At 66.4% G+C, this 26,489-nt stretch carries 24 protein-coding genes and 1 pseudogene; 16 read left to right on the top strand and 9 right to left on the bottom strand.

Annotated elements, in window-relative coordinates; genetic code table 11:
• Positions 1–183: 183 nt before the first annotated feature.
• From QA802_RS15990 to QA802_RS15975, 4 genes are all read right to left on the bottom strand, one after another.
• Positions 184–309, bottom strand: a complete 126-nt coding sequence (locus tag QA802_RS15990) for a hypothetical protein (RefSeq protein WP_334522775.1) — start codon at positions 307–309, stop codon at positions 184–186.
• A 98-nt stretch (positions 310–407) separates the two neighbouring features.
• Positions 408–749 carry a hypothetical protein gene (locus QA802_RS15985; protein WP_334535211.1) on the bottom strand — a complete coding sequence of 114 codons (342 nt, stop codon included), beginning with the start codon at positions 747–749 and terminating at the stop codon, positions 408–410.
• Between the two features lie 108 nt (positions 750–857).
• Positions 858–1,052, bottom strand: coding sequence for a hypothetical protein (locus tag QA802_RS15980; protein ID WP_334522772.1), 195 nt, complete (start codon positions 1,050–1,052; stop codon positions 858–860).
• Between the two features lie 9 nt (positions 1,053–1,061).
• On the bottom strand, positions 1,062–1,913 hold the full coding sequence (locus tag QA802_RS15975) for a helix-turn-helix domain-containing protein (protein WP_334522770.1): 852 nt from the start codon (positions 1,911–1,913) through the stop codon (positions 1,062–1,064).
• Positions 1,914–2,235: 322 nt separating this feature from the next.
• Here QA802_RS15975 and QA802_RS15970 point away from each other — a divergent pair, with 322 nt between their 5' ends.
• The 8 genes from QA802_RS15970 to tesB all read left to right on the top strand — a co-directional run bounded on the left by QA802_RS15970 (position 2,236) and on the right by tesB (position 10,682).
• Positions 2,236–2,820: an ATP-binding protein gene (locus QA802_RS15970; protein ID WP_334522767.1), complete on the top strand. Its 585-nt coding sequence runs from the start codon at positions 2,236–2,238 to the stop codon at positions 2,818–2,820.
• Between the two features lie 216 nt (positions 2,821–3,036).
• Positions 3,037–3,840, top strand: coding sequence for a phytanoyl-CoA dioxygenase family protein (locus tag QA802_RS15965; protein ID WP_334522764.1), 804 nt, complete (start codon positions 3,037–3,039; stop codon positions 3,838–3,840).
• Entirely contained in the window at positions 3,837–4,754 is a 918-nt protein-coding gene (locus QA802_RS15960; protein WP_334522761.1) for a M14 family metallopeptidase, read from the top strand. Before QA802_RS15965 ends, QA802_RS15960 begins: the two co-directional genes overlap by 4 nt.
• A gap of 37 nt (positions 4,755–4,791) precedes the next feature.
• Entirely contained in the window at positions 4,792–5,703 is a 912-nt protein-coding gene (locus QA802_RS15955) for a 2-hydroxyacid dehydrogenase (RefSeq protein ID WP_334522757.1), read from the top strand.
• A 2-nt stretch (positions 5,704–5,705) separates the two neighbouring features.
• On the top strand, positions 5,706–6,623 hold the full coding sequence (locus tag QA802_RS15950; RefSeq protein ID WP_334522755.1) for a hypothetical protein: 918 nt from the start codon (positions 5,706–5,708) through the stop codon (positions 6,621–6,623).
• A 27-nt stretch (positions 6,624–6,650) separates the two neighbouring features.
• The gene (locus QA802_RS15945; protein ID WP_334522752.1) at positions 6,651–8,363 is read left to right on the top strand and encodes a B12-binding domain-containing radical SAM protein; all 1,713 of its coding nucleotides are present in this window, start codon (positions 6,651–6,653) and stop codon (positions 8,361–8,363) included.
• Positions 8,364–8,588: 225 nt separating this feature from the next.
• Positions 8,589–9,746: an acyl-CoA dehydrogenase family protein gene (locus QA802_RS15940; RefSeq protein WP_057574840.1), complete on the top strand. Its 1,158-nt coding sequence runs from the start codon at positions 8,589–8,591 to the stop codon at positions 9,744–9,746.
• Between the two features lie 63 nt (positions 9,747–9,809).
• Positions 9,810–10,682, top strand: coding sequence for an acyl-CoA thioesterase II (gene tesB / locus QA802_RS15935; protein WP_334522749.1), 873 nt, complete (start codon positions 9,810–9,812; stop codon positions 10,680–10,682).
• Positions 10,683–10,725: 43 nt separating this feature from the next.
• On the opposite strand, the gene QA802_RS15930 is transcribed toward tesB, so the two are convergent.
• Positions 10,726–11,511 carry a phosphatase gene (locus QA802_RS15930; RefSeq protein WP_319168196.1) on the bottom strand — a complete coding sequence of 262 codons (786 nt, stop codon included), beginning with the start codon at positions 11,509–11,511 and terminating at the stop codon, positions 10,726–10,728.
• Positions 11,512–11,795: 284 nt separating this feature from the next.
• Here QA802_RS15930 and speB point away from each other — a divergent pair, with 284 nt between their 5' ends.
• The 5 genes and pseudogenes from speB (at position 11,796) to QA802_RS15905 (ending at position 18,132) form a co-directional block, all read left to right on the top strand.
• Positions 11,796–12,764: an agmatinase gene (speB, locus tag QA802_RS15925; RefSeq protein WP_334522746.1), complete on the top strand. Its 969-nt coding sequence runs from the start codon at positions 11,796–11,798 to the stop codon at positions 12,762–12,764.
• Positions 12,761–14,452 (top strand): thiamine pyrophosphate-binding protein, encoded by a 1,692-nt coding sequence (locus QA802_RS15920; protein ID WP_334522744.1) that lies wholly within the window; start codon positions 12,761–12,763, stop codon positions 14,450–14,452. The genes speB and QA802_RS15920 overlap by 4 nt, the downstream gene beginning before the upstream one ends.
• Positions 14,453–15,021: 569 nt before the next feature.
• The gene (locus QA802_RS15915) at positions 15,022–16,479 is read left to right on the top strand and encodes an IS4 family transposase (RefSeq protein ID WP_334522742.1); all 1,458 of its coding nucleotides are present in this window, start codon (positions 15,022–15,024) and stop codon (positions 16,477–16,479) included.
• A 79-nt stretch (positions 16,480–16,558) separates the two neighbouring features.
• Positions 16,559–17,371 (top strand): annotated as a pseudogene (locus tag QA802_RS15910) (IS1380 family transposase); the annotation flags it as partial.
• Between the two features lie 197 nt (positions 17,372–17,568).
• Entirely contained in the window at positions 17,569–18,132 is a 564-nt protein-coding gene (locus QA802_RS15905) for a reverse transcriptase domain-containing protein (RefSeq protein ID WP_334522740.1), read from the top strand.
• On the opposite strand, the gene QA802_RS15900 is transcribed toward QA802_RS15905, so the two are convergent.
• The gene (locus QA802_RS15900) at positions 18,101–19,297 is read right to left on the bottom strand and encodes an ISAs1 family transposase (RefSeq protein ID WP_334518335.1); all 1,197 of its coding nucleotides are present in this window, start codon (positions 19,295–19,297) and stop codon (positions 18,101–18,103) included. The genes QA802_RS15905 and QA802_RS15900 overlap by 32 nt on opposite strands.
• Positions 19,298–19,470: 173 nt before the next feature.
• Here QA802_RS15900 and QA802_RS41585 point away from each other — a divergent pair, with 173 nt between their 5' ends.
• Positions 19,471–19,572 carry a group II intron maturase-specific domain-containing protein gene (locus tag QA802_RS41585; RefSeq protein WP_443042123.1) on the top strand — a complete coding sequence of 34 codons (102 nt, stop codon included), beginning with the start codon at positions 19,471–19,473 and terminating at the stop codon, positions 19,570–19,572.
• Positions 19,573–19,607: 35 nt separating this feature from the next.
• Positions 19,608–20,345, top strand: coding sequence for a transposase (locus QA802_RS41900; protein WP_334522737.1), 738 nt, complete (start codon positions 19,608–19,610; stop codon positions 20,343–20,345).
• A 162-nt stretch (positions 20,346–20,507) separates the two neighbouring features.
• On the opposite strand, the gene QA802_RS15890 is transcribed toward QA802_RS41900, so the two are convergent.
• Positions 20,508–20,723 (bottom strand): hypothetical protein, encoded by a 216-nt coding sequence (locus QA802_RS15890; RefSeq protein ID WP_334522735.1) that lies wholly within the window; start codon positions 20,721–20,723, stop codon positions 20,508–20,510.
• 980 nt (positions 20,724–21,703) lie between these two features.
• Here QA802_RS15890 and QA802_RS15885 point away from each other — a divergent pair.
• Positions 21,704–23,347: a trypsin-like serine peptidase gene (locus QA802_RS15885; RefSeq protein WP_334522732.1), complete on the top strand. Its 1,644-nt coding sequence runs from the start codon at positions 21,704–21,706 to the stop codon at positions 23,345–23,347.
• A gap of 1,319 nt (positions 23,348–24,666) precedes the next feature.
• Here QA802_RS15885 and QA802_RS15880 read toward each other — a convergent pair.
• Together QA802_RS15880 and QA802_RS15875 are read right to left on the bottom strand one after the other, a co-directional pair.
• Positions 24,667–24,903, bottom strand: a complete 237-nt coding sequence (locus tag QA802_RS15880) for a hypothetical protein (protein ID WP_334522730.1) — start codon at positions 24,901–24,903, stop codon at positions 24,667–24,669.
• Positions 24,904–24,976: 73 nt separating this feature from the next.
• The gene (locus tag QA802_RS15875; protein WP_334522728.1) at positions 24,977–26,326 is read right to left on the bottom strand and encodes a tetratricopeptide repeat protein; all 1,350 of its coding nucleotides are present in this window, start codon (positions 26,324–26,326) and stop codon (positions 24,977–24,979) included.
• Positions 26,327–26,489: the final 163 nt, after the last annotated feature.

Below are 26,489 nucleotides of genomic sequence, written 5' to 3'. Positions count from 1 at the left end.
CGCCATGGCTCAGATCTGTGCATTGGTTGCAAGATCAACAACACGGCGACCATAGGCACCGCGGACTGGACGGAACAAAGTCAAGTGTCGAGGTTGGCTCGATACGTCGCGGTTTGGCGTGATCCCGTCAACTAGCGTCATCCGGCAGGGCTTCGGCGTAATCGGCGGGCGTCCGTTTCGTGATCACTTGAGCCCGAGCAGGGCGAGCGCGCGGTCCGCGTTGCGGGCGTTGTGTCGCAGAGCGGCGGCGATGTTGGTCGCGCCGGCCAGTCGCAGGGCGCCGATGGCGACGTTGCGCCAGGTGGCCATCGCCCGGGGCGCGTTGCCGGTCCGCAGCTGTGAGGCGTCTTCGGCGAACGTGGTGTCTCTGACGTGGTGCAGTGCTTCGATCTGCCAGTGATCAAGGATCAGGATCGCCAGCCGGGCGGGGCCGGCTTGCTCAGCGGTGGGGCTGGTGACGGCGTAAACGGTCTTGATGGTGGTTCTGCCGGTCTTGCGGTCGTGCGGCGGCGCTTGATCTGGACGGCCTGCCGGGCTCCGGGGAAGAGCAGGCTGTTGACCGTGGCCACCTTGATCCGTCGGATCTCCGCGCGGCCGTGGCCGGTGGGCCCGGCGAAGGTCAGGCCGGGCAGGAACGACGTCTCCAGGTACCCGTTGGCCCGCTCCACCAGCCCTTTCGCTTCCGGATCGCGAGGGCGGGTCTGGAAGATCCGGCAGGCCAGCAGCCCCGCAAGCGCGGTGAACTCCACGGTCAGGTGCCCACCCGGCCCACACCCGCCCCCTCAAGCCGCTGAACAGCAGCGACGCGCATCGGCAGACCTATCTACAGCTGCCGTAGCCGACAGGCCCCTTTCCGCCTACAGGAGGTGGTCTGCCTTGCCCGCCTTGATGTCCAGGATGAGGGTGCGGAGGGCTTCGCGGGTATCTGTGAGGGGGGTGTCCTCCCGGCCGGCGATGGCGATGTAGGCATTGCCGTCGGGGTCGGTGCCTATGCGGAAGCAGTTGTTGCCCTCGCCGCAGAAGGGCTCTTCCCAGGTGATGTCGGTTCGCATGGCTGCTCCTCAGAGATCATGAGCGATGTCGCGGATGAGGTCGCGTGAGGTCGGTGACGTCAGCGAGGCGTCGTCCATCCAGTCCAAGTGGGCACGGTACTTCGTGAGTTGGCCTTCCGCTCCGGTGAACTCCGGCCCATGTGCCGAGTCCAACTGGACGGTGTCCAACTGGGGCACGGTTCCGTGGGCGTACAGCAGCGCGTGTCCCGCCCCGGGGAAGCCGCCGACGCTCGTCGGAATCACTCGGACATCGACGCTGTCCTGCTCGGACTGGGTGGCCAGGTACTCCAGTTGTTGGCGGGTCACCTTGGCACCGCCGTAGGGCATGTGCAGAGCGGCCTCATGGACGTAGGCGGTGTACGGCAGGGGATCGGGCCGCTGAAAGACTTTGCGACGCTCCATGCGGTGATTTACCCGCAGTTCGACCTCCAGCCGGCTCAGGGCAGGAAGTACAGCGGTGAAGACAGCACGGGCGTAGTCCTCGGTCTGGAGCAGTCCGGGCACGTGCATGATCTGAGCGGTACGCACGCGTGTCGCATGCCATTCCAGTTCGGCGATGTCCAGCAGGCCGGCTGGGAGAGTGCCGCGATACTGTTCCCACCAGCCTTTCTCCCCCGTGACGGCCATGGCCGCCAACGCCTCGACGTAGCTCCCGTCCGTACAGGCGTAGTTGCAGGCCAGGGTGCGGACTCGTTCGACGGAGAAGGGGCGGATTCCCGACTCCATGTTGGACAGTCGGGTTCGGTCGATGCCCAGGAGCCCAGCGGCGTACTCCGTGGTGGCTCCCGCTGCGAGGCGCATCTTCCGCAACTCCGCACCCAATCGCTTCTGCCGCTCGGTCGGCGTACTTCTCGTGGCCATGCTGCCCCTTCATGCGCGGTGGTGCCCAAGTCTGCCGGTAGGGAACTCACTCGTCCACCAATAAGGGGGGGTAATTATCTCCAATCGCATGGACAATGTGACTCTTCGATCTCTATAGTCGGTGATGGATCGATCGCCAATCCGTTACGACCCTCCGGAAGCGCATCACGCGTGCCTGCCCGCTTTCTCCTCCCCTGGGAGGGGTGGGCCCGCGTCAGGGAGACAAGCCACCGGCACGGGCCTTGGCGGCGATCGAGCTGTCCGGGCGGCATGACTTCACGCCCGCTCGATCCCTGTATCACGACACGACACAGGAGTTGCCGTGCAGTCAGAAGCCGCGTCCGGCCCCTCTCCCGCCCCTCGGTGCAATTTCACCGCGGGCCCCTCGCCCACGTTCTCGGGGTTCTGCCTGTCCCCGACCCTCGCCCCCACCGAACTCCCCTTCAATCCTCCCCTCCCCGAGTCTCTGTCCTGCAGCCTCACCCTTCCCGCCGCTTCGCAGAGCCCCGGAATCGCCCGTGCCGCCACGCGCACGATCTTGCGCGCGCACGGCCTGACGGAACTGACGGCCGCGGCCGTGCAGGTGGTGAGCGAACTGACCGCCTGCGCCTGCCGGTTCTCACCGTCCGCTCAGGTGTACGTGTCGCTTCGCTACCGGGACGGAGCGATGCGTATCACGCTCTACGACGACCATCCGCGGCACGCCAACGTTTATCTGGAGGCCGCCTGCGAGATGCACCGAGGCGTGACGCTCCAGGTGTTGGACCAGGTGGTGCGAGCCTGTGACGGGGAGTGGGGAATCGGCGGGAACTGCGAGCCGAGCACCGGCACCAGGATGTGGGCGGTGCTGCCGCGTGAGGGCGCTCGCGCCTACGGGTGCCCACCCGCTGCAGGCGACCGTCAGTGACTACCAGGCGGTGGCAGTTGGGCGCTTCATCACTCGCCATTGGTTCCGGCGAGGTCACTTGGTCCGCCGGAGCGGAACCAGACGCAGCGCGATCGCGCCAAGACGCCGACTGCCTGCGCACCTGCTTCCGAGCCCGGTCCAGCGCCGCTAAACTGCACGCGCGAGCGGTCAGGTCGGCGTGGCCTCATGGGGCCCTGCTCTTCAGGGGGGACCATCATGCGTTCGGGCCGGCTCTCCTTACGTACCTCGCTGAGTCACCGCATCAGACACGAGCGGCAGATCCGTTCCCTGCACCGTGAGTACGCACAGCTTCGTTCCTCGGCGGCGACCACGGACAGCCCCGCAAGCATTCTGTTTCGGGACGGACTGGCCGTGTTGCCTGAGTTCTTCGATGCGGCCCAGGTCGACCGCATGAGGGCGGCTGTCCCCTCCGTAGAGGAATGCAGACTCTCCCCCGAGGGCACACTGACCCGCTTCTATTCCGACGCGGCGACCATTCCGGAACTGAGTCCCTTTTTCGCGTGTGATCTCGTCACCGACACCATGCGAACAGTACTCGGCCCCAGAGTCGCCATGCACCGATCGACCGTCCAGTACCGCATTGTCGAAGGCCACACCGGAGCCTTCGAGCATTTCTTCCATATCGACTCCTGGCGTCCCCGCTACAAGGCGTTTCTGTACCTCTGCGATGTGACGGAGGCCAATGGCCCCTTCACTTACATTCCCGGAACGCATTTCGGGACCTGGCGGAGACGCTACGACCGAGACATCGCCCGTGTTTTTCAGGCCGGTGTGGACGGATACATCCATGATGAGGCCTCGGCCTATGTCGGCTGTCTCTGGCCGCACGAAGAGGCGGCCCTCTGTGCCCGGCTGCACACCGAGCCCCGCACCGTCACCGGAAAGGCCGGAACACTGATCCTTTTCGACGCCAGAGGCCTGCACCGGATTCGCCCGTTGGTGCACGCCCCCCGGATCATCCTCTCCAGCTACTGGATCCGTGAAGGACAGCACACGTGACCGCGCAGGCGGCCGACGGACTCGCTTTGGCGGGTGAACTGGACATCCCCGTGCACGACTTCACGCCGCCGGATCCGGCGCTTGGGCGCTCCGTCTACCTCCAGGGACAACTGCACGCCAATGAGAGCGCCGCCATGCTCGTCCTGCACGAACTGGTGCGCAGACTACGGTCGGCCGCGCCTGCCAACCAGGTACGCGTGGTCCCCAACGCCAATCCTGTCGGCTGGAGTCGTTACCTCACGTCCGGGGCAACCGGCCAGGGGCGCATCTCAGCCGGTGGCATCAACTGGAACCGCATGTTCACAGATCCCCGCCAGCAGGGCGGGGCCGTCGACGCGTCCTTGGCCTCCACTCTTTGGCGGCTCTCGGACACCTACGACGTCATCATTGACGTCCACACCCCCGAGTTCGGCTGGCCGCACCTCTACGCGACCTCCGCTGACCGTCGCCTCGTCACACTGGACGACATTCCGCACGTCATGTACGGGGACCCGACACCAGGAGCCTTCGACGAATGTCATCTGCGCCTGCGTGCCCATGGTGACGGGGCCGTGCGGACCTCCGTCACCCTGGAGATCCCCAGCCACGAACTGCCGACCGACGCGCTGGTGTCCCACTGGTCGGACCGGCTGATGCGAGAGATCGACGCGCAGTCGAAAGATCTTGACGCCCAGGGAGCGCCGCAGTTCTCGGGCACCATGACCGATCTGGTTCCCCGCATCTCGGGAGCCGTCGTCCTTCACTGCCGGCCGGGAGAACCGCTGTCGGCCGGGTTGCCGATACTGACCGTTCGAGGCAGGAAAGGCGAATCGGAAACGCTGATCGCTCCCTCGGACTGTGTCCCGGTGTGCTTTCGCAGGGCGACCGTCGTGGAGGCTGGATACTGGGCGTGCAGAGCGATTTCCCTCCACTGAAACCGTCGAAAAGACAGCGAACAACAGGAAGTAACACATGCGTGCAGCGGTGGCGATCGAAAGTCTCAAGGACAATCCGTATTTCGCCGAGAGAGTCAAGGGAATTGCGGACGAGGTGAACTATCTGCCCGCCCGGCCCGATCACGATCAGCTGCAACTACTCCTCGGCGAGTACGACCTGCTGGTCATCGGCGCACGCGAGCGGATCACCGGGGACATGGTGAGGCAGGGATCGGTACGCGCCAGTGTCGTCGGCACACTCTCAGTCGGCACGGACCACCTGGACCTGCCAGCACTGGCCGAGGCGGGTATCCACGTCGAACGCTGCCCGACAGCCAACGTTCAGTCCGTGGCTGAACATGCCCTCACGCTTCTCCTCGCTCTGTCGAAGCATCTGAAGTGGGGCGACAAGCTTGCTTCCGACGGAAGGCCGCGTACGGAACTCCCGTCGCTGCCCTTCGAGGTGAGTGGCAAGACCCTGGGACTGATCGGTTACGGGAACATTGGCAAAACTCTGGGAAGGCTGGCGTCCGCGATCGGAATGCGGGTGGTCGCCACCAGTCGTAGCAGGCAGTCCGGAACCGAGGGCAACGTGCGGTTCGCCACTCTGCGGAATGTCCTCGAGGAGAGTGATCTGCTCTCGGTCAGCGTGCCCCTGACCGAAGGGACCCGCGCCTTCCTCGATGCTGACACCCTTGCCGACGTGCGACCAGGTGCGATTCTCGTCAACACGTCACGGGCCGAGGTCGTGGAGGAACAGGCCATCCTCCAGGCCCTTGACAGTGGGCGTCTCGCGGCATACGGCGGTGACTACGACCACGCGGCACCCGAACTGGTGAAACGGCCCAACGTGATCGTCACACCGCACGTGGCGGGTCTGACGGTGGAGTCCAATGACCGCCTCGACAACGAACTGATCGACAGACTCGTGGCGTACCTGAAGGGATGAGGATGCTCACAGCGCTTCCGGTCAGCGATACCGCCAATGACTGGATCGGGCTCATCGCGAACCTGGCCGGCATCGGAGGTGTCGTCGTCTCCGTTGTCATCCTGCTCCGCGTCCAGCGGATCAGTACGGCCAGAAAGGACGAACGGGAACTGGTCTCCAAGGCTCTGCGGCTGCGAGATCTCAACTCGTCGCTCACGGCCGACGCCGAGACACTGGACGGAAGCGCGACACCACGACAACAAGAACTGGTCAAGTCCGACCTGCTGAAGCTCAGCGCGGAACTCGAGGCGGCCACTCGCATACTCGTACCGGGAACCACCGACGGCCCCAGCCTCACGGGTACCCAGCTCTATCGTGACGGGTACTGGACGGACGCCTTCGCCAGTGACGCCGTAAAACGCGTGACACGGCGCTTGTGCATCGTTACGTGGCGCAACTCGCGGGTGCTCAATGTCGGCTTGTTGGAGGAGATCTTCCGTCAGCTCAAGAAGCACCCGCACCTTGTGGTCGAGGTCTTCGCGGTCGCATGCGACGCCAACGACGAGACATACACGAGCATGTCCAAGATGCTCACCCTGGGCAGTTCCGACGTGATGCGACGCGAGCAACAGCACTACCGTGACGTCTTGAGCGACATCTGCCGTGACCGAGTGGCTGAGGGGACTCTGCAACCGGAGGTGGTGGACCGCTTCCGGTACTTCGAGACCCGTGTCGGCCCGGTCATGCACTGCATCATCGCGGACGACGACGCCTACTGGGGAATCAACTTCTTCATGAACCCCGGATCGGGAGCCACCGAACTTCTCAACCGGGCTTACATCACCTCCAACTGCCGGAGTGAGTTCGGTCGGAAGGTAGTGGAACAGGTCGACATCATGCGCCACATGGATTCGACGAGCAGGTACACCCTTCACCACTGAACTGGAACGCTTCCGGGAGCACATGCCATGCACATCGACCTGGTCTTCCCTCCCGCCCATGATCCCGCGATGCCGCACTCCGCACTTCCTCTGCTCAAGGGGTACGTCGAGCGGAACTCCGGACACACCGTCACATGCCACGATGTCAATCAGAGATTTTTCTTCGGCCTTGTGGGGGGCGGGCAGGCCGTCGATCTCGAATCGTACCGCGAGGGGTACTTCCGGGCGGACGAGGTCGCGCCGGCTGTTCTGTCGGCCCTGAGTTTCGACTCCTGGATGAAGGAGGCCTTTTCGCGCTGGGCCGACCAGCACGAGGGGTATGCCATCTCCTTACGAGGGCTGCGTACACCGTACGACCGCAGAGAGCCGGAGTCCGTTCGGCAGTTCGCCACGGCCGACCGGACGCCCTTCGACTCTCTCTACGCCGAACTGCTGCGAGGGGTCGGACCAGTAGTCGGCATAAATCTCAGCGTGGAGGACCAGATCCTCCCCGCATTCCGACTCGCATGGTGCATCCGACGCGTCCATGGTGCCGCCTCCCGCATCATCTGGGGCGGTTCCCTGCTAGCCCGAATACATCCGGTGATCGCCGCTGAACTGGATGAGTTCTGGGACCACTTGGTCATTCGGGAAGGCGACATACCGCTGCTGTCCCTGCTCCAATCACTGGACAACGGCGAGCCGTTGCCTATCGACGAGGATCGCGTCGTCTCCCGGACGACCACCAGGCCTGGCCGTGGAGCCATCCTCCACCCGTTCACCAGCCGCAGTGTCACGCCGATCGAGCAGACGGGCGGAGCGGACTTCACCGATTATCCGGTGAGGAGCTACCTCAGCCTCACTCCCATGCTGCCGGTCCTCGCGAGCCGGAAATGCTACTGGGGAAAGTGCAGTTTCTGCACAATCCATGAGTCCTGGGACCCGCTAGCCCGGCAGCGTTCCGCTCACAGTGTGGCGGAGGACATCGCTGCGCTGTCCACCGCACATGGAATCAAGCACTTCCGGTTCGTCGACGAGGCCATGCCCCCGGACCTTCTCGACGAACTCCTCCCGCTCATCGAACCGCACCATATCGCCTTCGAGATCTACGCGATCGCGGAGCGCCGATTCCGGGACGCCGACTTCGTGGGTCGCCTCGGACGAGCCCGGTGCCGCCAGGCCTATTTCGGTCTGGAGTCGGCGGACGAGGCTGCGCTCGTCGCGCTTGGGAAGAGGATCAACCAGCATCGACACTATGCGGACATCTTCGGAAACTGCGCCACAGCGGGGATTCACGTGTACACCTACACCCTTTTCGGATTCCCCGGATCGTCCGACCTCGCGGAACAGCGGACGGTGGACTACCTCATCCATGAGAAAGCCGTCCAGTCGGCGACCATATCCAGCTTCATACCGGTCACGGGCTCGCCGTTCGCCGTCGACAATGCGGGGCGTTTGGCCCACAACCTCCGTATGACCGAGGACTTCGAGAATGTGACCATCGGTCTCGCCGGGGAGGATCTGGCGCAGAAGGCGAACGGTATCGCGGCGGCCGCCGTCGACGCGGTCTACGCCGCTCGACCCGACCTGGCTCTCACAGCCTTGCTCAACGACGAGATCCGGTTCAGCCTCTCGGACCGCTTCGGATCGGGCTTCGCCGCTGCTGCGGTCTCCTCGGGGAGCCTGGACCTCGGAACCCTGATCCGCGAAGGCGACGAGGCGATGAAGAGGGAACGGATCGACAGAGCTCTTGAAGCTTGATCACAGTCCGCGCCGGCAGGTAGGCCGCCCGCCTGCGCCTACGTGACGAGCGTTACGGGCGTCGGTTCCCGAAGGGTCTGGACGGCCTTCGCTACCCGCCGGTACGGTGACTTCTGAGCGAGCGCTTAGCCGTCGGTGACCGCAACCACCAATTGAGGACCCCTACGGCGAGCGACCAGGTACGCGAGAGCGGCGCCGGCTTAGGCGCACAGAAGGGTGGCGGCGGTGCGCCGTACGGTGTTCAACGAGGACCACGAGGCGTTCCGGGAGACTCTCCGCGCCTTCATCGAGGCCGAGGTCGTCCCGGTCTACGACGAGTGGTTCGCAGCCGGCCAGGCGCCGCGCGACTTCTACTACAAGCTCGCCGAACTGGGCGTCTTCGGCATCCGCGTGGACGAGGAGTACGGCGGCGCCGGCATCGACTCGTACAAGTTCGAGGCCGTCCTGTACGAGGAGACGGCCCGCGCGGGCATCACGTTCGGCGGTTCCGGCGTGCACGTGCTGCTCGGTCTGCCGTACATCAAGCTGCTCGCCACCGACGAGCAGAAGAAGCGCTACCTGCCCAAGTTCGTCTCCGGCGAGGAGATGTGGGCGATCGCGATGACCGAGCCGGGCACCGGCTCCGACCTCGCGGGCATGAAGACCACCGCCAAGCTGAGCGAGGACGGCACGCACTACGTCCTCAACGGCTCCAAGACCTTCATCACCGGTGGCGTCCACGCCGACCAGATGATCGTCTGCGCCCGGACCGACGCGCCCAGCGCCGACGACCGCCGGCACGGCATATCCCTCCTCGTGGTGGACACCAAGTCCGAGGGCTACTCCATCGGCCGCAAGCTGGACAAGCTGGGCCTGAAGACCTCCGACACCGCCGAGCTGGCGTTCGTCGACGTCAAGGTGCCCGTCGAGAACCTCCTCGGCGAGGAGAACAAGGGCTTCTACTACCTCGGCCACAACCTCGCCTCCGAGCGCTGGGGCATCGCCTACGGCGCGTACGCGCAGGCCAAGGCCGCCGTCCGGTTCGCCAAGCAGTACGTGCAGGAGCGCACCGTCTTCGGCAAGCCGGTCGCGCACTTCCAGAACACCAAGTTCGAGCTGGCCGCCTGCCAGGCCGAGGTGGACGCGGCCGAGGCCGTCGCCGACCGCGCCACGGAGGCGCTGGACGCGGGCGAGCTGACGCCGGCCGAGGCCGCCAGCGCCAAGCTGTTCTGCACCGAGGTCGCGCACCGCGTCATCGACCGCTGCCTCCAGCTGCACGGCGGCTACGGCTTCATGAACGAGTACCCGATCGCCCGCCTGTACGCGGACAACCGCGTCAACCGCATCTACGGCGGCACCAGCGAGATCATGAAGTCGATCATCGCCAAGGACATGGGCCTGTAAGGCCCCGGCCCGCCACGCCTCGCCGCCGGTCCGGCAGCTACTGCCCGGTACAAACTGGACGCCATGAACCACGCACTGCAGGATCTCCTCGATCTGCTCGACCTGGAGCAGATCGAGGAGAACATCTTCCGCGGCCGGTCCCGGTCCGCCGTCGTCCCGCGCGTGTTCGGCGGACAGGTGGCGGCCCAGGCGCTGGTCGCCGCCGGGCGGACGGTCCCGCAGGACCGGCCCGCCCACTCCCTCCACGCGTACTTCCTGCGTGCGGGGGACCCCGGCGCGCCCATCGTCTACGACGTCGAGCGCATCCGGGACGGCCGTTCCTTCACCACCCGCCGGGTGGTCGCCATCCAGCACGGCCGGCCGATCTTCTCGCTGTCGGCGTCCTTCCAGGCGTACGAGGAGGGCCTCGACCACCAGGCGCCGATGCCGGCCTCGCCGGACCCGGTGACTCTGCCCACCTCCGAGGAGCGGCTGCGCGGTTACGACCACCTCGAGCCGGCGGTCGTCGAGCGGTTCCTGGAGACCCGCGAGGCCATCGACCTGCGCTATGTCGAAGAGCCGCCGTACGGCAAGTTCGGCGAGCCGCGCGAACCGCACTCCCAGGTGTGGTTCCGCACCAACGGCAAGCTCGCGGACGACCCGCTGCTGCACGTCGTCCTCGCCACCTACGTCTCCGACATGACCCTGCTCGACTCGGTCCTGCTCGCGCACGGGCGCGGCGGCTGGGCCGTGGGAGACGTGGTGGGGGCTTCCCTGGACCACGCGATGTGGTTCCACCGGCCGTTCCGCGCCGACGAATGGCTCCTGTACGACCAGGAGTCGCCGTCCGCGCACGGCGGCCGCGGCCTCGGCCAGGCCCGCATCTACACGCAGGACGGCCGGCTCGCGGTGTCGGTGATCCAGGAGGGCGTGGTCCGCGTCCCCCGGGAAGACTGAGCCCCTGTCCTGAACCTCCGTCCGTGATCCCCCGGCGCTCGTCCTACAGACCCGCCTCCGCGAGCAGGTAGGCGACCATCGGGTCGTAGTGGCGCGGGCTGACGACGTGGTCGTCCAGGGGGACCGCCACCTGGACGACGCCCTCCGCCTCGCCGATGAACAGCGCCGGGTCGTTGCAGTCGGCGTAGCCGACGGAGTCCACGCCGTGCTGTCCGGCGTAGCCCGCCCAGCCGTGGTCGGCGACGACCAGGTCCGGCAGCGGGCGCCCCGCGCGCTCCAGCGCCGTCAGGATCGCCTTCATCGGCTCGCCCGAATGCGTGTGCCACAGCGTCGCCCCGTGCTCGAGCACCGCCACGTCGGCGACCTGCCAGACGTACCCCTCGTCGGTCTGCAGACCCGGCGGGATGACGACGATCTCGCAGCCCGCCGCGCGCAGGGCGGCGGCGGTGGCGCGGTGCACGTCCAGCAGGCCGCCCGGGTGGCCGGTGGCGAACAGCACCCGCTGCCGTCCCTCGGCCGCCTTGCGCAGCCGGGCCGCCATCCGGTTCAGGCCGTCGACCGTCAGCTCGGGGTCGATGGTGTCCTGTCCGTGGCGGTGCTCGGGATCGTCGTTGACGCCCACCCGCTCCGCCATCACCGCGAGCACGTCCTGCTCGTCGGTCCAGCGGTCGCCGAGTTCCAGGCCCAGCCAGAAGTTGCGCACGCCGTTCGCGAGTTGGCGGTAGTGCGAGAGGTTGTTCTCGCGCGGGGTGGCGACGTCCCCGGCGATACGGGTTCTGACGAGGTGGTCGACGAGTTCGACGCGGCTGGGCGTCGCGGATATCGGCATGGTCTCCATTGTGAGGCAGGCGGCTGTGCGCCGTCCCCGCTGTTCCGGACGCTGGGACACGCGTCACGCACTCCCCGTGCCGGTCCTTGCCGATTCCGGCCCGTCCTTGCCGATACCGGAAGGTCGACGGCCCCCTGATGGACGAAACGTACAGTTCGCAGCCGTCGCAGGGCTGCCTAGGGTTGACGGGAGCCCCCGACCCGGTCCCCGTAGGTCCGGTCCCCGTAGGGTTTGGCGACAAGCAGTGCATACGCGACGAAGTGTAAGAAAGAGAGCATTCGGCCATGAACGGCAACGAGACGCCCCGCGGCCCCGTCGACTCGTCCCGCATCCCGCGGTACGCCGGCCCCGCGACCTTCGCCCGGCTGCCCCGCCTCGACGAGGTCGGCCGCGCCGACGTCGCCGTCGTGGGCGTGCCGTTCGACTCGGGCGTCTCGTACCGGCCGGGGGCCCGCTTCGGCGGCAACGCGATCCGTGAGGCGTCCCGGCTGCTGCGCCCGTACAACCCCGCGCAGGACGCCTCCCCCTTCGCCCTCGCCCAGGTCGCGGACGCCGGCGACATCGCCGCGAACCCCTTCGACATCCATGAGGCCGTGGAGACGATCGAGGCGGCCGCCGACGACCTGCTGGGCACCGGCGCCCGCCTGATGACCCTGGGCGGCGACCACACCATCGCGCTCCCGCTGCTGCGCTCGGTGGCGAGGAAGCACGGCCCCGTGGCCCTGCTCCACTTCGACGCGCACCTCGACACCTGGGACACCTACTTCGGCGCGGAGTACACGCACGGCACCCCGTTCCGCCGGGCGGTGGAGGAGGGCATCCTGGACACCGAGGCGCTGTCCCACGTCGGCACCCGGGGCCCGCTCTACGGCAAGCAGGACCTCACCGACGACGAGAAGATGGGCTTCGGCATCGTCACCTCGGCGGACGTCTACCGGCGCGGCGCCGATGAGGTCGCCGACCAGCTGCGGCAGCGCATCGGCGACCGCCCGCTCTACATCTCCATCGACATCGACTGCCTCGACCCGGCGCACGCCCCCGGCACCGGCACCCCGGAGGCCGGCGGCATGACCTCCCGCGAGCTCCTGGAGATCCTGCGCGGCCTGGCCTCCTGCAACCTGGTCTCGGCGGACGTCGTCGAGGTGGCCCCCGCGTACGATCACGCGGAGATCACGTCGGTGGCCGCGTCCCACACGGCGTACGAACTCACCACGATCATGTCCCGACAGATTGCCGAGGCTCGCGCGAAGTGACTCACGACCACGACCTGGTGCTCCGCCCGACGGCCGCGCAGACGGAGGCGGCACTGAACCCTCCGCCCGGCCGCACCGGCGGAGACCTCGTCGTGGAGACCCTGGCCGGGCTCGGCGCGACGACGGTGTTCGGCCTGCCCGGCCGGCACACGCTCGCCGTCTTCGACGCCCTGCGCCGCTCCTCGCTGCGCTATGTCGGCCTGCGGATGGAGAACAACGCGGGCTTTGCGGCGGACGGGTACGGCCGTATCACCGGCGAGGCGGCCCCGCTGCTGCTGTCGACGGGCCCCGGCGCGCTCACCTCCCTCCCCGCGCTCCACGAGGCGGCGGCGGCCTCCGCCCCCGTCCTGGCGATCAGCAGCCAGGTCCCGACGGCCGGACTGGGCGGCGGCCGGCGCGGCTATCTGCACGAACTCCCGGACCAGGCGGCCTCGTTCAGGGGTGTCGTGAAGTCCGTCCACCAGGCCCGCACCGCGTCGCAGATCCCGTCGGCGATCGAGGCGGCCTGGAAGTCGGCGCTGACGGTCCCGCACGGCCCGGTGTGGGTGGAGATCCCGCAGGACGTGCTGCAGGCGCCGACGTCGATCCCGGTGGTGACGGGCGGCGACGCGTTCCCCGACGAACTGCCGCCGCGCCCCGAACTGACCGCCGTGGCAGCCGACCTGCTGTCGCGCGCGGAGCGCCCGGCGATCATCGCCGGAGGGGGAGTGGTCCGGGCGGACGCGTCGGGCAAGCTGAAGCAGCTGGCGGAGCGGCTCGACGCCCCCGTCGTCACCACCCCCGGCGGCAAGGGCGCGTTCCCCTGGACGCACCGCCTCTCCCTCCAGTCATGGCTGGAGGACCGCCACACCACGGACTTCCTGGAGGACGCGGACGTCCTGCTGGTGATCGGCTCGGGCCTCGGCGAACTCTCCTCCAACTACCACACGTTCAAGCCCCGCGGCCGCGTCGTCCAGATCGAGGCCGACCTCGGCAAACTGGAGTCCAACCACCCGGCGCTGGGCATCCACGCGGACGCCCGCCTCGCGTTGCAGGCGCTCCTGGAGACGGTGCAGACCCGGCAGGACGAGACCGCGCCCGGCCGGGTACGGGACCTGCTCGCGAAGGTCGCCGACCGCATCGCCGCCCAGGACCTCACCCTGGAGCAGGAGGTGCTGGCGTCGGTGCGCAGGGCGTTGCCGGCCGACTCCCCGTCCTTCTGGGACATGACGATCCTCGCCTACTGGGCCTGGTCAGCGTTCGACGCCAAGGGCCCCAACCGCCTGCACTCCGCGCAGGGCGCCGGCGGCCTCGGCTACGCCTTCCCGGCGGCGCTGGGCGCGGCGGTGGCCGACCCGACCCGCCCGGTGCTCGCCGTGTCGGGCGACGGCGGGGCCCTGTACTCGGTCGCCGAGCTGGCCACGGCCCGCCAGCACGACCTGAACGTCACCTGGCTGATCGTCGACGACGGCGGCTACGGCATCCCGCGGGAGTACATGACGGACTCCTTCGGCGCGGCCACCGGCACCGAGCCGGCCCACCCGGACTACGCGGCACTGGCGGAGTCCTTCGGCGTGCCGGGCGTGCGGACGTCCCCGGCCACCCTGGCGACCGACCTGGCAAAGGCCCTGTCCGAGCCCGGCCCGTCGGTCGTCGTCCTCCCGGTCGTGCTGCGCATGTTCGCGCCGACGCACCTGGGATCGGACTGATCACCCGGTCGGGCGTGCGCGTCGACCTCACGGCATGTGTTCCGTGAGGTCGTAGCAGTCTCCGTCCGGGCCGATGTCAGTCGTGACCACTACTCTGGGCCGGGAATGGAGGACAGCATGCTGCTGAGGTTCCGCGTCGCGAACGTACGGTCCCTGCGAGACGAGCAGGAGCTGTCCTTCGTCGCGCCCGGCGACGGACAGGCCGGGTCGGGTGTGTCAAATTAACCTCGCGCTTTCACGAAGTGGGCTGTCCGGCAGGCGGTCAGGAAAGCAGAAAGTGCCTCTGACCAGCAATGCCGGTGATTTAGTGCATCGGTGCAGGTGGGACGCTGTGCTGCTGGCGGTTTTGGGCGGGTAGACCCATGGGATGCATGAGGGGATTCGCCCCGATCTGATGATGCGCCAGATGATCTCGGGACATGGCAACGGGGCTCCCGGTAGGACAGGAGATCGACCAAGATCCGACTGTCTGCAAGGGAGCCCCGTTGGGCGCTCAGTCTGCCATCGCTGCTGCCTCAATCGTCATGTCGACGCCCCGGCCAGTGTCCCCTCGAAGTCCCCGAAGACGGTTGGAGCCGCAGTTCGGCGACCGGATCCGACTCGGCGTACTCACTGAGGAGATCACCCCCGAAGTGGTCGACGAGGTACTGGAGTTGACCGGAAGGGCCGAGCGCCGCCGCAGGCTCCTGCCGGCCCGCGCGGTGGTCTACTTCGTCCTGGCTCTCTGCCTGTTCAGCAGCTCCGACAGCACCGGGCCGCCGGGATACCGGGTGGTCCTGCGGACCCTGACCGAGAAACTGCGGCACCTGCCGGGCGGCCTCGTCCAGCGCCTGCCCACCAGTTCGGCCCTCACCAGAGCCCGCCAGCGCCTGGGCGACAAGCCGTTCCAGGCGCTCTTCGAACGCCGGTGCGGCGCCCAGGCGACACCCGCGACCCCAGGAGCGTTCGCCTTCGGCCTGCGGCTGGTCGCCTGGGACGGCACCGCGCTGGACGTACCGGACACCGCCGGGAACGCTGCCGCGTTCGGATTCACCGGCCGCGACGGCACCAACAAGAGCGGAAACCCGCAGGTCAGACTGATGTCTCTGATCGAGTGCGGCACCCACGCCATCATCGACGCGGCCTTCGACTCGATCGCCAGATTCAGCGAGCACAAGCTCGCCCGACGCCTGCTTGCCTCCCTGCGGCCGGGCATGCTGCTGCTGGCCGACCGCAACTTCGCCGGCCACGAGTTGTGGGGCCTGGTCGAGGCGACCGGCTGCCACCTCGCATGGCGGATCAAGAAGAACCTCGTCCTGCCACCGCTGTGGGTGCTGCCCGACGGCTCGTACGTGTCCGTCATGCCCACCCCCGCCGAGGGCCAGCGCCTGGGCAACGCCCGCTTCCACGGCCGCACCCCGACAGGGCTGCCTCAAGGACACCTCGTGCGCATCATCGACTACACCGTCACCGTCCGGTCCCAGGACAGGCCGGCCCTAACCGAGAAGTTCCGCCTGGCGACCAGCCTGCTCGACCACCGGCAGGCGCCCGCACGGCAGTTGGCCCAGCTCTACCACCAGCGCTGGGAGATCGAGAACGGCTTCGCGGAACTCAAAAACCGGCTACGAGGCGCCGGCTTCATCCTGCGCTCCAAGACCCCCGAGCTCATCTGCCAGGAGGTCTACGCACTCCTCACCGTCTACCAGGCACTGTCCGCGCTCAAAGTCCACGCAGCCGAACAGGGCGAGGTCGATCCCGACCGGATCTCCTTCACCACGATGGTGCAGCTCGCCCGGCTCACAACCGCCGGACAGACCGCAGCGAACCCGCAGATCCTGTGCACCGCCCGACTCGAAGTCGTCCAGGAACTCCTCAACGACCTCCTTCCCCCACGCCGCGACCGCCGCTGCCAACGACTGAAGAAACCACCGAGGAACACCTTCGAAGCCAAACGCCGGGACGAGCCCCGCCCTCCCAGCCGCGTCAGCTACTCACTCAAAGTCACGGGGAACCCAGGACACCTATCCTCACCTGCGGAAACACCCTAAATCACCGGCATTGCTCTGACCAGCAAGAATGAGGATTGTCGAGGTCCTTGTTCCTGCCACCGCCGGAGGCACTTCCCAGGTGAAGCACTCTATCGGGTCCTACCCTCGTGTCCGTGTCCAGGACGACGGCCGTCAGGTTGTCTCCCAGGCCGGGTCGGTCCTGCTCGTCGAAACGGTCCGCAAGACCGGTCTTGACCAACATATCCCTGGCTCTGGCTCCGTGGCGCAAGCCGCGGGCCGTCCACGATCCCGGCAAGGCCTTCCTGGACGTCGCCCTGGCGGTCGCACTGGGCGGGGACTGCCTCGCGGACGTCGCGATGCTGCGGTGTGAGCCGTCTTCGGGCCGGTCGCCTCCGACCCGACCGTCTCCCGTCTGATCGACATCCTCGCCGCCTCCGGCGAGAAAGCCCTGCGGGCCATCCGGTCCGCACGCTCCGAAGTCCGCAACCGGGTCTGGTCGTTGGCCGACGAGAACGCCCCGGACGCAGACGGCCAGGTCATCGTCGATCTCGACGGCGTCCTCGTGACCGCGCACTCCGACAAAGAGAACGCGGCCGCGACCTGGAAGAAGACCTACGGCCATCACCCCCTGACGGCCTTCGTCGACCACGGCCCGGGCGGAACCGGAGAACCGGTCGCCGCCCTCCTACGACCGGGGAACGCAGGCTCGAACACCGCTGCCGACCACATCGCCACCGCCCAAGTCGCCCTCGCTCAGATCCCGAAGAAGTACCGGCAAGGACGGCAGACGCTGATCCGCACGGACTCCGCCGGCGGCACCCACGACTTCGTGACCTGGCTCGCGAAACGAGGTCGATGGCTGTCCTACTCGGTCGGCATGACGGTCACCGACGCGATCCAGGGGCAGAGTCGGGCTCCGCCTCCGTCGAGTGAATCACAGTGAACAAGGGAACCATCCGGGCCTTGCCACCCGGCCGGGCCGCCAGCCCGGAGGGGTGGCTGAGCGCACCGACCGCTGACCGGGCTGGGATGGGGCGGAGCCGTCGTGGTACTCCGAGCCGGGGAAAGCCCGGCGCATGGGGAAGGACGGCAGCGGTTTCGAGAAGGCTGGACCGGGTGCGGACTCGGGTGAAGGACAAGCATGTGCTGCTGCTGGTCAAGGCGTTCCTCAAGACCGGGGTAATGACCGAAACCGGCCACTTCGAGGACAACCCGACTGGCACGCCGCAAGGAGGCGTCCGGTCCCCACTGCTGGCCAACATCGCCCTGAGCGCGCTCGATGAGCACGCTCACGGGCCGTGGCGGCCAGGCGGGGCCATGGGCAGCCCCGTAAGTCGCGCCCTCCGCCGCCGGAGGGGACTGCCGAACTGGCGGATCGTCCGCTACGCGGACGATTTCGTCGTGCTCGTGTTCGGCAGCTGTGACGATGCGAAAGCCCTGCGCGAGGAAATCGCTGATGTGCTCGCGCCGCTGGGACTTCGGTTCTCCGAATCCAAGACCCGCGTCGTGCACATGAGCGAAGGGTTCGACTTCCTTGGGTTCCGCCTCCAGTGGAAACGCAAGCGAGGTACGGACAAGTGGTACGTCTACACCTTCATCGCCGACCGGCCCATCCGGTCCTTGAAGGACAAGATTCGTGCCCTGACACCCCAGGGCTTGATCAAGTTCCGTGAGTGTCCGGGTTGTTGGTGATGCCCAGGATGGCGAGTGCTCGTTCTGGTTCGTGGCGGAGGGCTCGGGTGGTCTTGGCGATGTTGTCGGCTCCGAGGATCTTCAGGGTGCCGATGGCGAGGTTGCGGATGGTGGCCATGGCGCGGGGTGCGGTTCCGGCGTGAATAGTCGAGGCGTCCTCAGCGAACGTGACATCTCGGATGTAGTGGGAGGAATTTTCGATTCCCCAGTGCTCGCGAATGGCGGCGGCGAGGTCGGCGGGGCGGGTTTGATGGGCGGCGAGGCTGGTGACCGCGTAGACGTTCTCGCGGGTTTCGGGCCGGCCGGTGGGCTTGCGGCGGCGGTGGACCCGGATGGCGAGGTGGGCGTGGGGGAAAGCGATGCCGCCGAGGTTGTCGGCGATGGCGCAGGTCTTGATCGAGCGGGACTCGCGGCGGCCGTGGGCGGTGGCGGAGGCGGTGTGCTGGACCTTGATCGATGTCCAGGGCAGGGCGGCGAGCTGGGCGTAGGCGGTGGGCTGGTTGGTCTTGATGACGGCGATGTAGTGGGCCTTCTTCGTCTCGACCAGCCAGGTGATGTTGGCCTTCACCGAATGGAGGGCATCGAAGGTGACGACGGTGTCGGCGAGGTCGAGTGGTGCCAGCAGGGGCTTGAAGTGGCGCACTTCGTTGGTCTTCGCACCGACTTCGACCTGGGCGATCGTGGCGACGCGGTCGTGGGTGACCGCCGAGAGCAGGTGACGGCGCGGCGTGTCCAGGCGGGCTGAGCCCTTGAGGGCCTTGCCGTCCACGGCGATGACCTGCCGCGCTCGGGCCTCGGGCACGTCCGCGGACGCGGTGATGCGGTGCCGGTCGGCCAGGTAGGCGCCAACGGCCTGGTCCAGGGCGTCGCCGTCAAGTGCCTGAAGGACGCGTCCGAGAGTGACCGGTTTGGGGCTGCGCCGCCAGCCGAGCAGGTGACGGCGTACCCCGAGGGACGCCAGCAGCGAGTTCGTGGCCCGCTCGCCGAACTCGGCGAGTTCGTCGATGCTCTTCGCGCCGCAGACGGCCGCGCAGGCGCACACCAGCAAGATCGCCGTCAGCGAGTACCACCGGCCCCGGCGTGAGCGCGGATCCGGAACCGATTCGAGGTAGGGACGCAGGTCAGCGATCCGGTCCGCATCCAGCGGCCCCAGCTTCTCCAGCACGGCAGGGATAGGGGAAGATGCAACAGCAGGCACGGGACGTCCTCGTGATCATCTGGCTTCGACACCACAATGATCACGAACCCCCGTGCCTGCTCTGGTATCCGCCCCTACCGGCCTGATCGCCAACCCTCCACGCAATCACGGAACTTGACGGAGCCCTGCTGACACCCAGGTTGTCGCAACAGCCACCCAGGGACGTGCTGAGACGGCTCAACCGGATCATGCGCGGCTGGTCCAACTACTTCAGATACGCAGTCGCCAAGAGCACCATGTAAACCCTCGCCATTTTCGTCTGGCGGCGGGTTGCCCGGTGGTGGATGCGGCTGCACCACTGGAGCTGGACCGATCTTCGAAGGCACCTCACCGACCACACAGGCCGGTGGCGGATGCCTTCATCAGACGGGGTCGAACTGTTCAACCTCGGCCGGGTGCCAACCGAGCGATACCGGTACCGCGGCAACAAGATCCCAAATCCCTGGACCCTGGCCAACCACGCCTGACGGCAGAGACCGTGGAGAGCCCGGTGCGTGGAAACGCGCACGCCGGGTTCGGCGAGCGGCCCGCAGAGACGGACCGGTGGCGACACCGGCACCGCGCTGCGGGTCGACTCAACCACCCCGGGGCCCAGTTGAGGATCACGGACGCGGACGGCATGCGGATCACCTGCTTCGCGACCAACACCCCCCACCGGCCGCTCGCCGCCCTCGAACTCCGTCACCGACTGCGGGCCCGGGCCGAGGACCGCATCCGAGCCGCCCGGGCCACCGGCCTGCGCAACCTGCCCCTCCACACAACAGCCCAGAACAAGATCTGGCTGGAGATCGTCCAGATCGCCCTCGACCTGCTGGCCTGGATGCCCATGCTCGCCCTCACCGGCACGACCCGGCTCTGGGAACCCCGCCACCTGAGATTCCGCCTGCTCTCCGCAGCCGCACAACTCGTCACCACCGGCCGACGCCGCATCCTCCGCCTCGCCCGTCACTGGCCCTGGACCAGCGAGATCACAGGCGCCCTCGAACGGCTCGCCCTCCTGCCGGACCCCGATTGAACAGCAACTTTCCCGCCCCTACGAGAAAAACAGCTCAGTCCGGAGCAGTGGAACCCGGCGCCCACCCGAGGCGACACCCGGGCCACTGGCCTGCCCTTCACCAGCCACCGAAAATGAAACGGCCCACCGACTCCGTCGGCGGACCGTCATGCAAGATCGAGGCTAGATTCTCTGAGTCAGCAGCATCTTTCCGTCGCCACCGAGGACCAGGACGTTGCGGGCGACGCCGTCTTCGCCCTTGCCGTGGTCGCCATCCCACCAGGTGACGAAGCTTCGTGCGAGTTCGTTGGCCTGCTCGCGGCTGGCTGCGTCGTATTCGGTGCTCAACTCGAGGTCGTAGTCCGTCCTCGTTAGTTGTGCCACGATCAGTTTGGACACATGCTGAGCTAACTCCCTCCTGCCGTTGGCATCCGCCCAAGAGCGGAACGCCCGCATCAAGTCCGCGTCCTCGGTGCGGCTGGTGATTGCGGCGGTTGGGGGACTGGCAGGCCTGTTGGCAACGCCGTCCAGGCAGCCTTGCACCCAGGCGCCCCGGTCAGCCTCGGCTTCGGTGGCTTTGGCGTCGAGGGCCCGTCGTGTGCAGCCACCCCAAACGGTTTCACGTACAGCCGCTCCTTTACCCTGCGAGTCGTAGATGGCCTTCCCTGTTCTATGCCCCGCACCGTAGGCCACCGCGTAGGCCGCATCTGTCTTACTCGGTAAGGCCGAACCCTTGGGGGCTTCTGAGCGAGCGCACCCCGCCAGGGGGATACAGAGCACCCCTACGGTCATGACAAGCGCGGTACGTACTGTTGTCCTCATTGCTCTCCCCTACTCGCCTTTGTCTCCAAGTGGAGAGATGGAACCCAGCGCCCATCCGTTCCACCGAGATGCGGCCAAAACGTCGAAAGGGCTCGTGAACTCGGCAATCTCCTGGTTACGGTCTAGCCCTGACCACGAGCGGATCTTTGTCCGGCTGACCACCGGACTCGCTCGCATGTCCACTACTGGGGGAAGCCCGTTTCATGCGATTACGTACCTTGCCGACGATAGCGCTCGGCGCCATCGTGATTCTCGCTGGCCCAATACCCGCCCATGCCGCCACTGTGTCGGCCGCGCCCTCGGGTACCGTCCCGAGTCCTGTGGTGACGTCGGACGACATCACCGGTTCGCCATCGGCGGTTCCGACCCCGTCCGCCACCACGTTGGCTCCCCCCACCCTGACAGCACCGCCAGGCTCGACCACCACGCCACCGGGTCACCCGGTCCGGTCCAGTGACCCCACGGTGCCGCCCGCACCCACTGAGCCGCCCGCTCCCACGACACGACTGACCTCGGCAGGTGCCGGTGGACTGGATGCGTTCTGGTCCGAGGAGCGCATGGCCCAGGCCATCCCGGTCGAAGAGCAGGAGGCGCGCGAGACGACGCCACCAGCCAGTGTGCGCGAGCAGGGACCGCGTCCGTTCTCCCCCTCGCACCCGTTCGAGGGGATCAAGGAAGTCGGCACCTTCTTTTGGGCCGAAACGGATGAGAATGGTGAGCTGTTCTACCGGTTCTGCGGCGGCACGGTGGTGAGGTCTCCCGGCAAGAACCTGGTGGCCACGGCCGCACACTGCTTCGATGGCAATGACCAGCAGCAGGCGCTCGCCTTCGTTCCTCAGCACAGCAAAAGGAACCCAAAGCCCCACGGTGTCTACCCGATCCAGAAGGGACAGATCTACGCGGACCCGCGCTATATGAGGAAAGGCGGGGACAAGGCGTACACCAACTTGGACTTCGCCATCCTGAAGACCGGCGCCCGGTCCGACGGAAAGCTCGTCCAGGATGTCGTCGGAGCCATCGAACTTGGCATCAACACCGGCTTCGACCACCCCAAGACCCGCGTCATCGGCTATCCGGGCTTCGCGTCGAAGCAGGACCCCCTGGACTGCGTGACACCGGCCAAGAAGTTCACCACGGGAAACGATGGCGAAGTGAAGGGCGGCACCTTCACCGAGGTTAACTGCGACGGCTATGTCTCCGGGACGTCCGGCGGGCCGTTCATTACCGCCGGCTCCGAGTCCCCGAAGCTCATCGGTGTGACCGGCGGCTGGAAGACCGGCGGCACCAGCGCCGACACATCATACTCGTCCTATTTCGGCGACGAGATCAAGCGGATCTACGACGCAGCCGTCGCTGGCCGGATACCCGCACCCATCGTGCTCCCTGCGGCTTCCATGTGGAAGCACGCCAAGGACATCCAGTCCGGCTATTTCACTCTCAACGGGGCCGTCGAGGACGACCGCATGGACATGGTCGTCATGTGGACGGACGGCGAACTATCGCTTTACCGCGGAGCGGATAAGAACCTTAACTACTTCGACCGCGAGTTCACTCTACAGAAACCCAACGACCTGTGGGCCGACCATGCCAAGCAGGTGGTCGCCGGTGACTTTACCGGGGACAACGGCTCGGATCTCATCGTGCGCTGGTCCGACGGAGAGGTGACGCTGTACCCCTCAGTGGACGAAAAGGGATTCCATGGCGAGAAGCAGCTCGTCGCCAAGAACGCCACGTGGGGCCAGTATGCGGTTTCCCTCACGGCAGGCCGCTTCGGTGGAAATCAGTGGCAAGACGATCTCGTGGTCCGCTGGTCGGACGGTGAACTGACCGTCTACCAGAATACGGGCGACAAGCTCGGCAAAGAGATTAAGGTGCACGGGCGCAATGAGACGTGGACGCACGCTGTGGAGCTGGGCTCCGGCGACTACTCCCATGGGGATGTCTGGGATTTGGTAGTTCGCTGGTCGGACGGCGAGGTCACTTGCTACGGCGATTTCTCCGGCAACGGGCTTGGCACCGAGCACAACTGGAAGCCCGCGAACAAGCTGTGGACCCACGCCATGATCGTCAGTGGTGGTGACTATTCGGACAATCCCTGGCCGGACGACACCATCGTGCGCTGGTCCGACGGTGAGCTGAGCCTGCACGTCGACGGAAACGCCTCCGGGATCGGCAGGGAGAATCAATTGGTTGCTCCCTAGACATTCACGACGGCGCTTCATCAGCGCATTCGTTCCACTGGAGAAATGAAGAAATACCTCACCCTGGGATCCTCTGCAGGGATGGCTATCGTCGCCAGCAAATCTCCCGCCGCCGGCAATTTCCACACGTACACGAAATCCGCCTGCCCGGCCGGCGGGAGGAACTCCGGAAATGCACTCTGCTCCGGTGGATGGTCGGCAATTATACGTCACAAAGCCATGGTGAACTGTCTGGCAAGTGACGGCCGGACTTGGGTGAGCGAAGGCCCTGTACACCGAGGCAATACCTCCATCGCCACATGTGGAACAGTCAAGGATACATACGTCCATACGATCAGCCGCCGGAGAGGGTAGCTGTGCCTTAGTGCCGAGGCAACGCTGAGCCGCAGTATGTCGTGGCACATCCCGTCCTTCTGTGTTTTCTTAAGCGTCACCGTTGCGTCGACCGAGGGGTTACAGGGCCCCTTCCATGAAATCCGAGGATGAAAGCGAGGAAATATGCGTTCTCTCAGGACAGCCGTCGTCGCTAGTTTCACCGGAGTAGCGTTAGCATCGGGAATGTTCGCAGCAACATCGGCTGAAGCAACCTCTGTGGCAATTACCACAGCGTCGGCATCCAGCGCAGGCTGCAGGGTGTGGACGAGCGGCCAGACCGGAAACGTCAATTGCCCGCGCTACCTCCCCAGTGCCGTCAGAAGACACCGCGCAGTCGTCACCTGCATGAGCCGAGACGGTGGCGGCCTCAGGTGGGAGGTCAAGGGTGAGTGGTGGTACTGGGGGAGGACCTCGTCTGCGTCCTGCGCCGTCAACCGAAATGCTGTGGTGGCTTCTGTCCGCGTTGAATTCTCGTTTCGCGGTTGAGGCGTCTTGGCAGGACAACGAGCAGGCTGAGCTGAGGAAATGAAGCACCTGAACTGCTACGCGACGTCCGGCGTCGAATGATGTCAGGAACTGATCACTTGGCTCGGTAACCGCCGTACACTAAAACGGTTTTCGTCTGAACATGTGCTTTGACCGAGAGTCACACACGTTCAGTACGAAGGCCGTGCGGATTGTCAACGGCCAGCGAGATGCCCAGGTGGCCGGGCGTCGGGTGTCTGGGCTGGTTCCATCAGAAATCCATGCCTGTGGCCAGCGGTGCTCCTGGGGGTGGGGGCTGCCGGCTGTTGTACGGCCAGCAGGACCAGCGGACAATGCACACAAGCTGATCAGCCAGTTCCGCGACGTCCTAGTTAACGGCTGATCGGCTGCGTCCAGGGGCTCGCAAACAGGTGCTCGCCTGTCTCGGTGCTCGTTCTCGTGGACCTTTTCTCGTCCCGTCAGCGCGAGTTTCGAGAGCGATTCTTCTCATGGCGCTTGCCTGTGAGACCGACGGCAATCCAGCAGGCCATGATCACGGCACCGATAATCAGACTCTTCTGGGGAAAAACGAAGCCTGTCATAATGACCAGGAAAGATATGAGCATGATGCCTCGGGGCGTGTTCAGGAACCGGTCGGCGGCAAGGACCGTGTCGAGGAATTTCGAGGAAGTTGCAGAGCTGTGTTCTTCGGTCATTTGTACACTTCATCTCTCCGTGTCCTTTGTTCTTGGCTGCGAAATGGGCCATCCCTCTCGGGGGCTGCGAGCTTCAGGCCGCCTTGGCTGCGGCGACATGCTGCGCTCGGCGCGCCAGTTCACGCACAGGCTGGGCGGTCGGGTGCCGACGCAGTTCCGTGCTCATCGTGCGGAAGTGGTCGTCGCCACGGTTGGATGAGACGTGTTCGTACTCGTCCAGGAATCGTGACCAGCTCTCGCAGGCCGCGTCCAGGTGACCGACACGCAGCTGGCGTTGCGCAAGAAGCGCGTAGGCGTGTACGCGGCCCTGGCGTTCCTGCTTCGGCTGCAGGCGGATCGACTGTTTCAGGGCTTTGATCGAGCCCGTGAAATCCTTCTCCTCGTAGAGGACGTGGGAGACATGGAAGAGGTAGGCGGTCTGGTCGTAGCCGCCGATCGCATCCCTGCGGTTGTCAGCTTTCGACAGCGCGGCCTCCGCCTCCTTCAGACGGGCGTGGGCTTGTTGCGTCAGGCCCACCATGGCCGCGGAGTGGGCCTGCTGGCCGCGTAGAAACGCCACGAGACGCGGGCCTGCGGAGGGGGCTGCTTCTGCTGCGGAGTCCGCGAGTTCCAAAGCCTTGGGGCCGTAGCCCAGGTTGGAGGCCTGGAGTGACATGCCGCGCAGGGTCCTGCAGTAGGTGACGTGGTCTTCCGCCTCGCGGGCCAGGCCGAGGGCCTGGACGTAGTAGCGCTGTCCGAGGCCGTGGGCCTTCTCGTACATGGCCATCCAGCCGGTCAGGTACGTGAGGTCGGACGCGGCGGCCAGCATGTCCCTGCGTACGGGTTCCGTGGCCTGTGCCCGGAGCCATGGGCCGACGGTGTTGACGAGGAACGCGGACGCCATGGGCATCGCGTGCCCGGCACCGAGTTCGTCGAGGATGTCTGCGATCCGATCAGTCATCGTGCGGATCGACTGCACCTGTGAGGAGCCGATACGAACGGTCTTCTTGCCGGGGGTCACCGATTCATCAGCCGCTCGCGCGGGGAGGGCGAACGCCGGAACCGACAGTGCGGCAGAGAAGACCGTGGCAGCCAGCACGCTGCGGCGGGACGGATCCATGGTTGCCCTTCCGAGGTCGATCAACTCCTCGACAGTGTCAGCGTTTTGGGACCCCATGAGTGACGGTGCGGGCTTCAGGCCGGCTTCCGCGTGGGTGACGGGTCGTCCCAGCCGCGCCGAGAGAGCCTCGACGATCAGCGCCCTGACCTGGGGTTTTGGCTGGACTCCTGCAATCCAGTGCGCTACTGCGGTGCGGTCGTACGTAAGGGCGAGTCCTGCCTGAGGGCCGAGGCGGTTTACCTGCTGCGCGAGCTGGGTCCTGGTCCATCGTGCCTGGTCAAGCAGGTTGTCCAGGGCGCGGTTGGGGGTGCGCTTCCGTGCCATGTCCTCAACTCCCGACGGCTTGCGTGGTGTTCAACGACGTCGTTCACGGTGTTCACGGTCCCACCGGTTTCCAACGGTACCTGCGGAGGGTGTCCGAGCGGTTACATCTTGCACAGGCTCGAAGTGATCTCGGCCGAAAGCAAGGACCCCCGCGACCGCTTGC

It is taken from the genome of Streptomyces sp. B21-105, from assembly GCF_036898465.1.
GTDB lineage: Bacteria > Actinomycetota > Actinomycetes > Streptomycetales > Streptomycetaceae > Streptomyces.
This window is presented reverse-complemented; position numbering and strand designations above follow the sequence as displayed.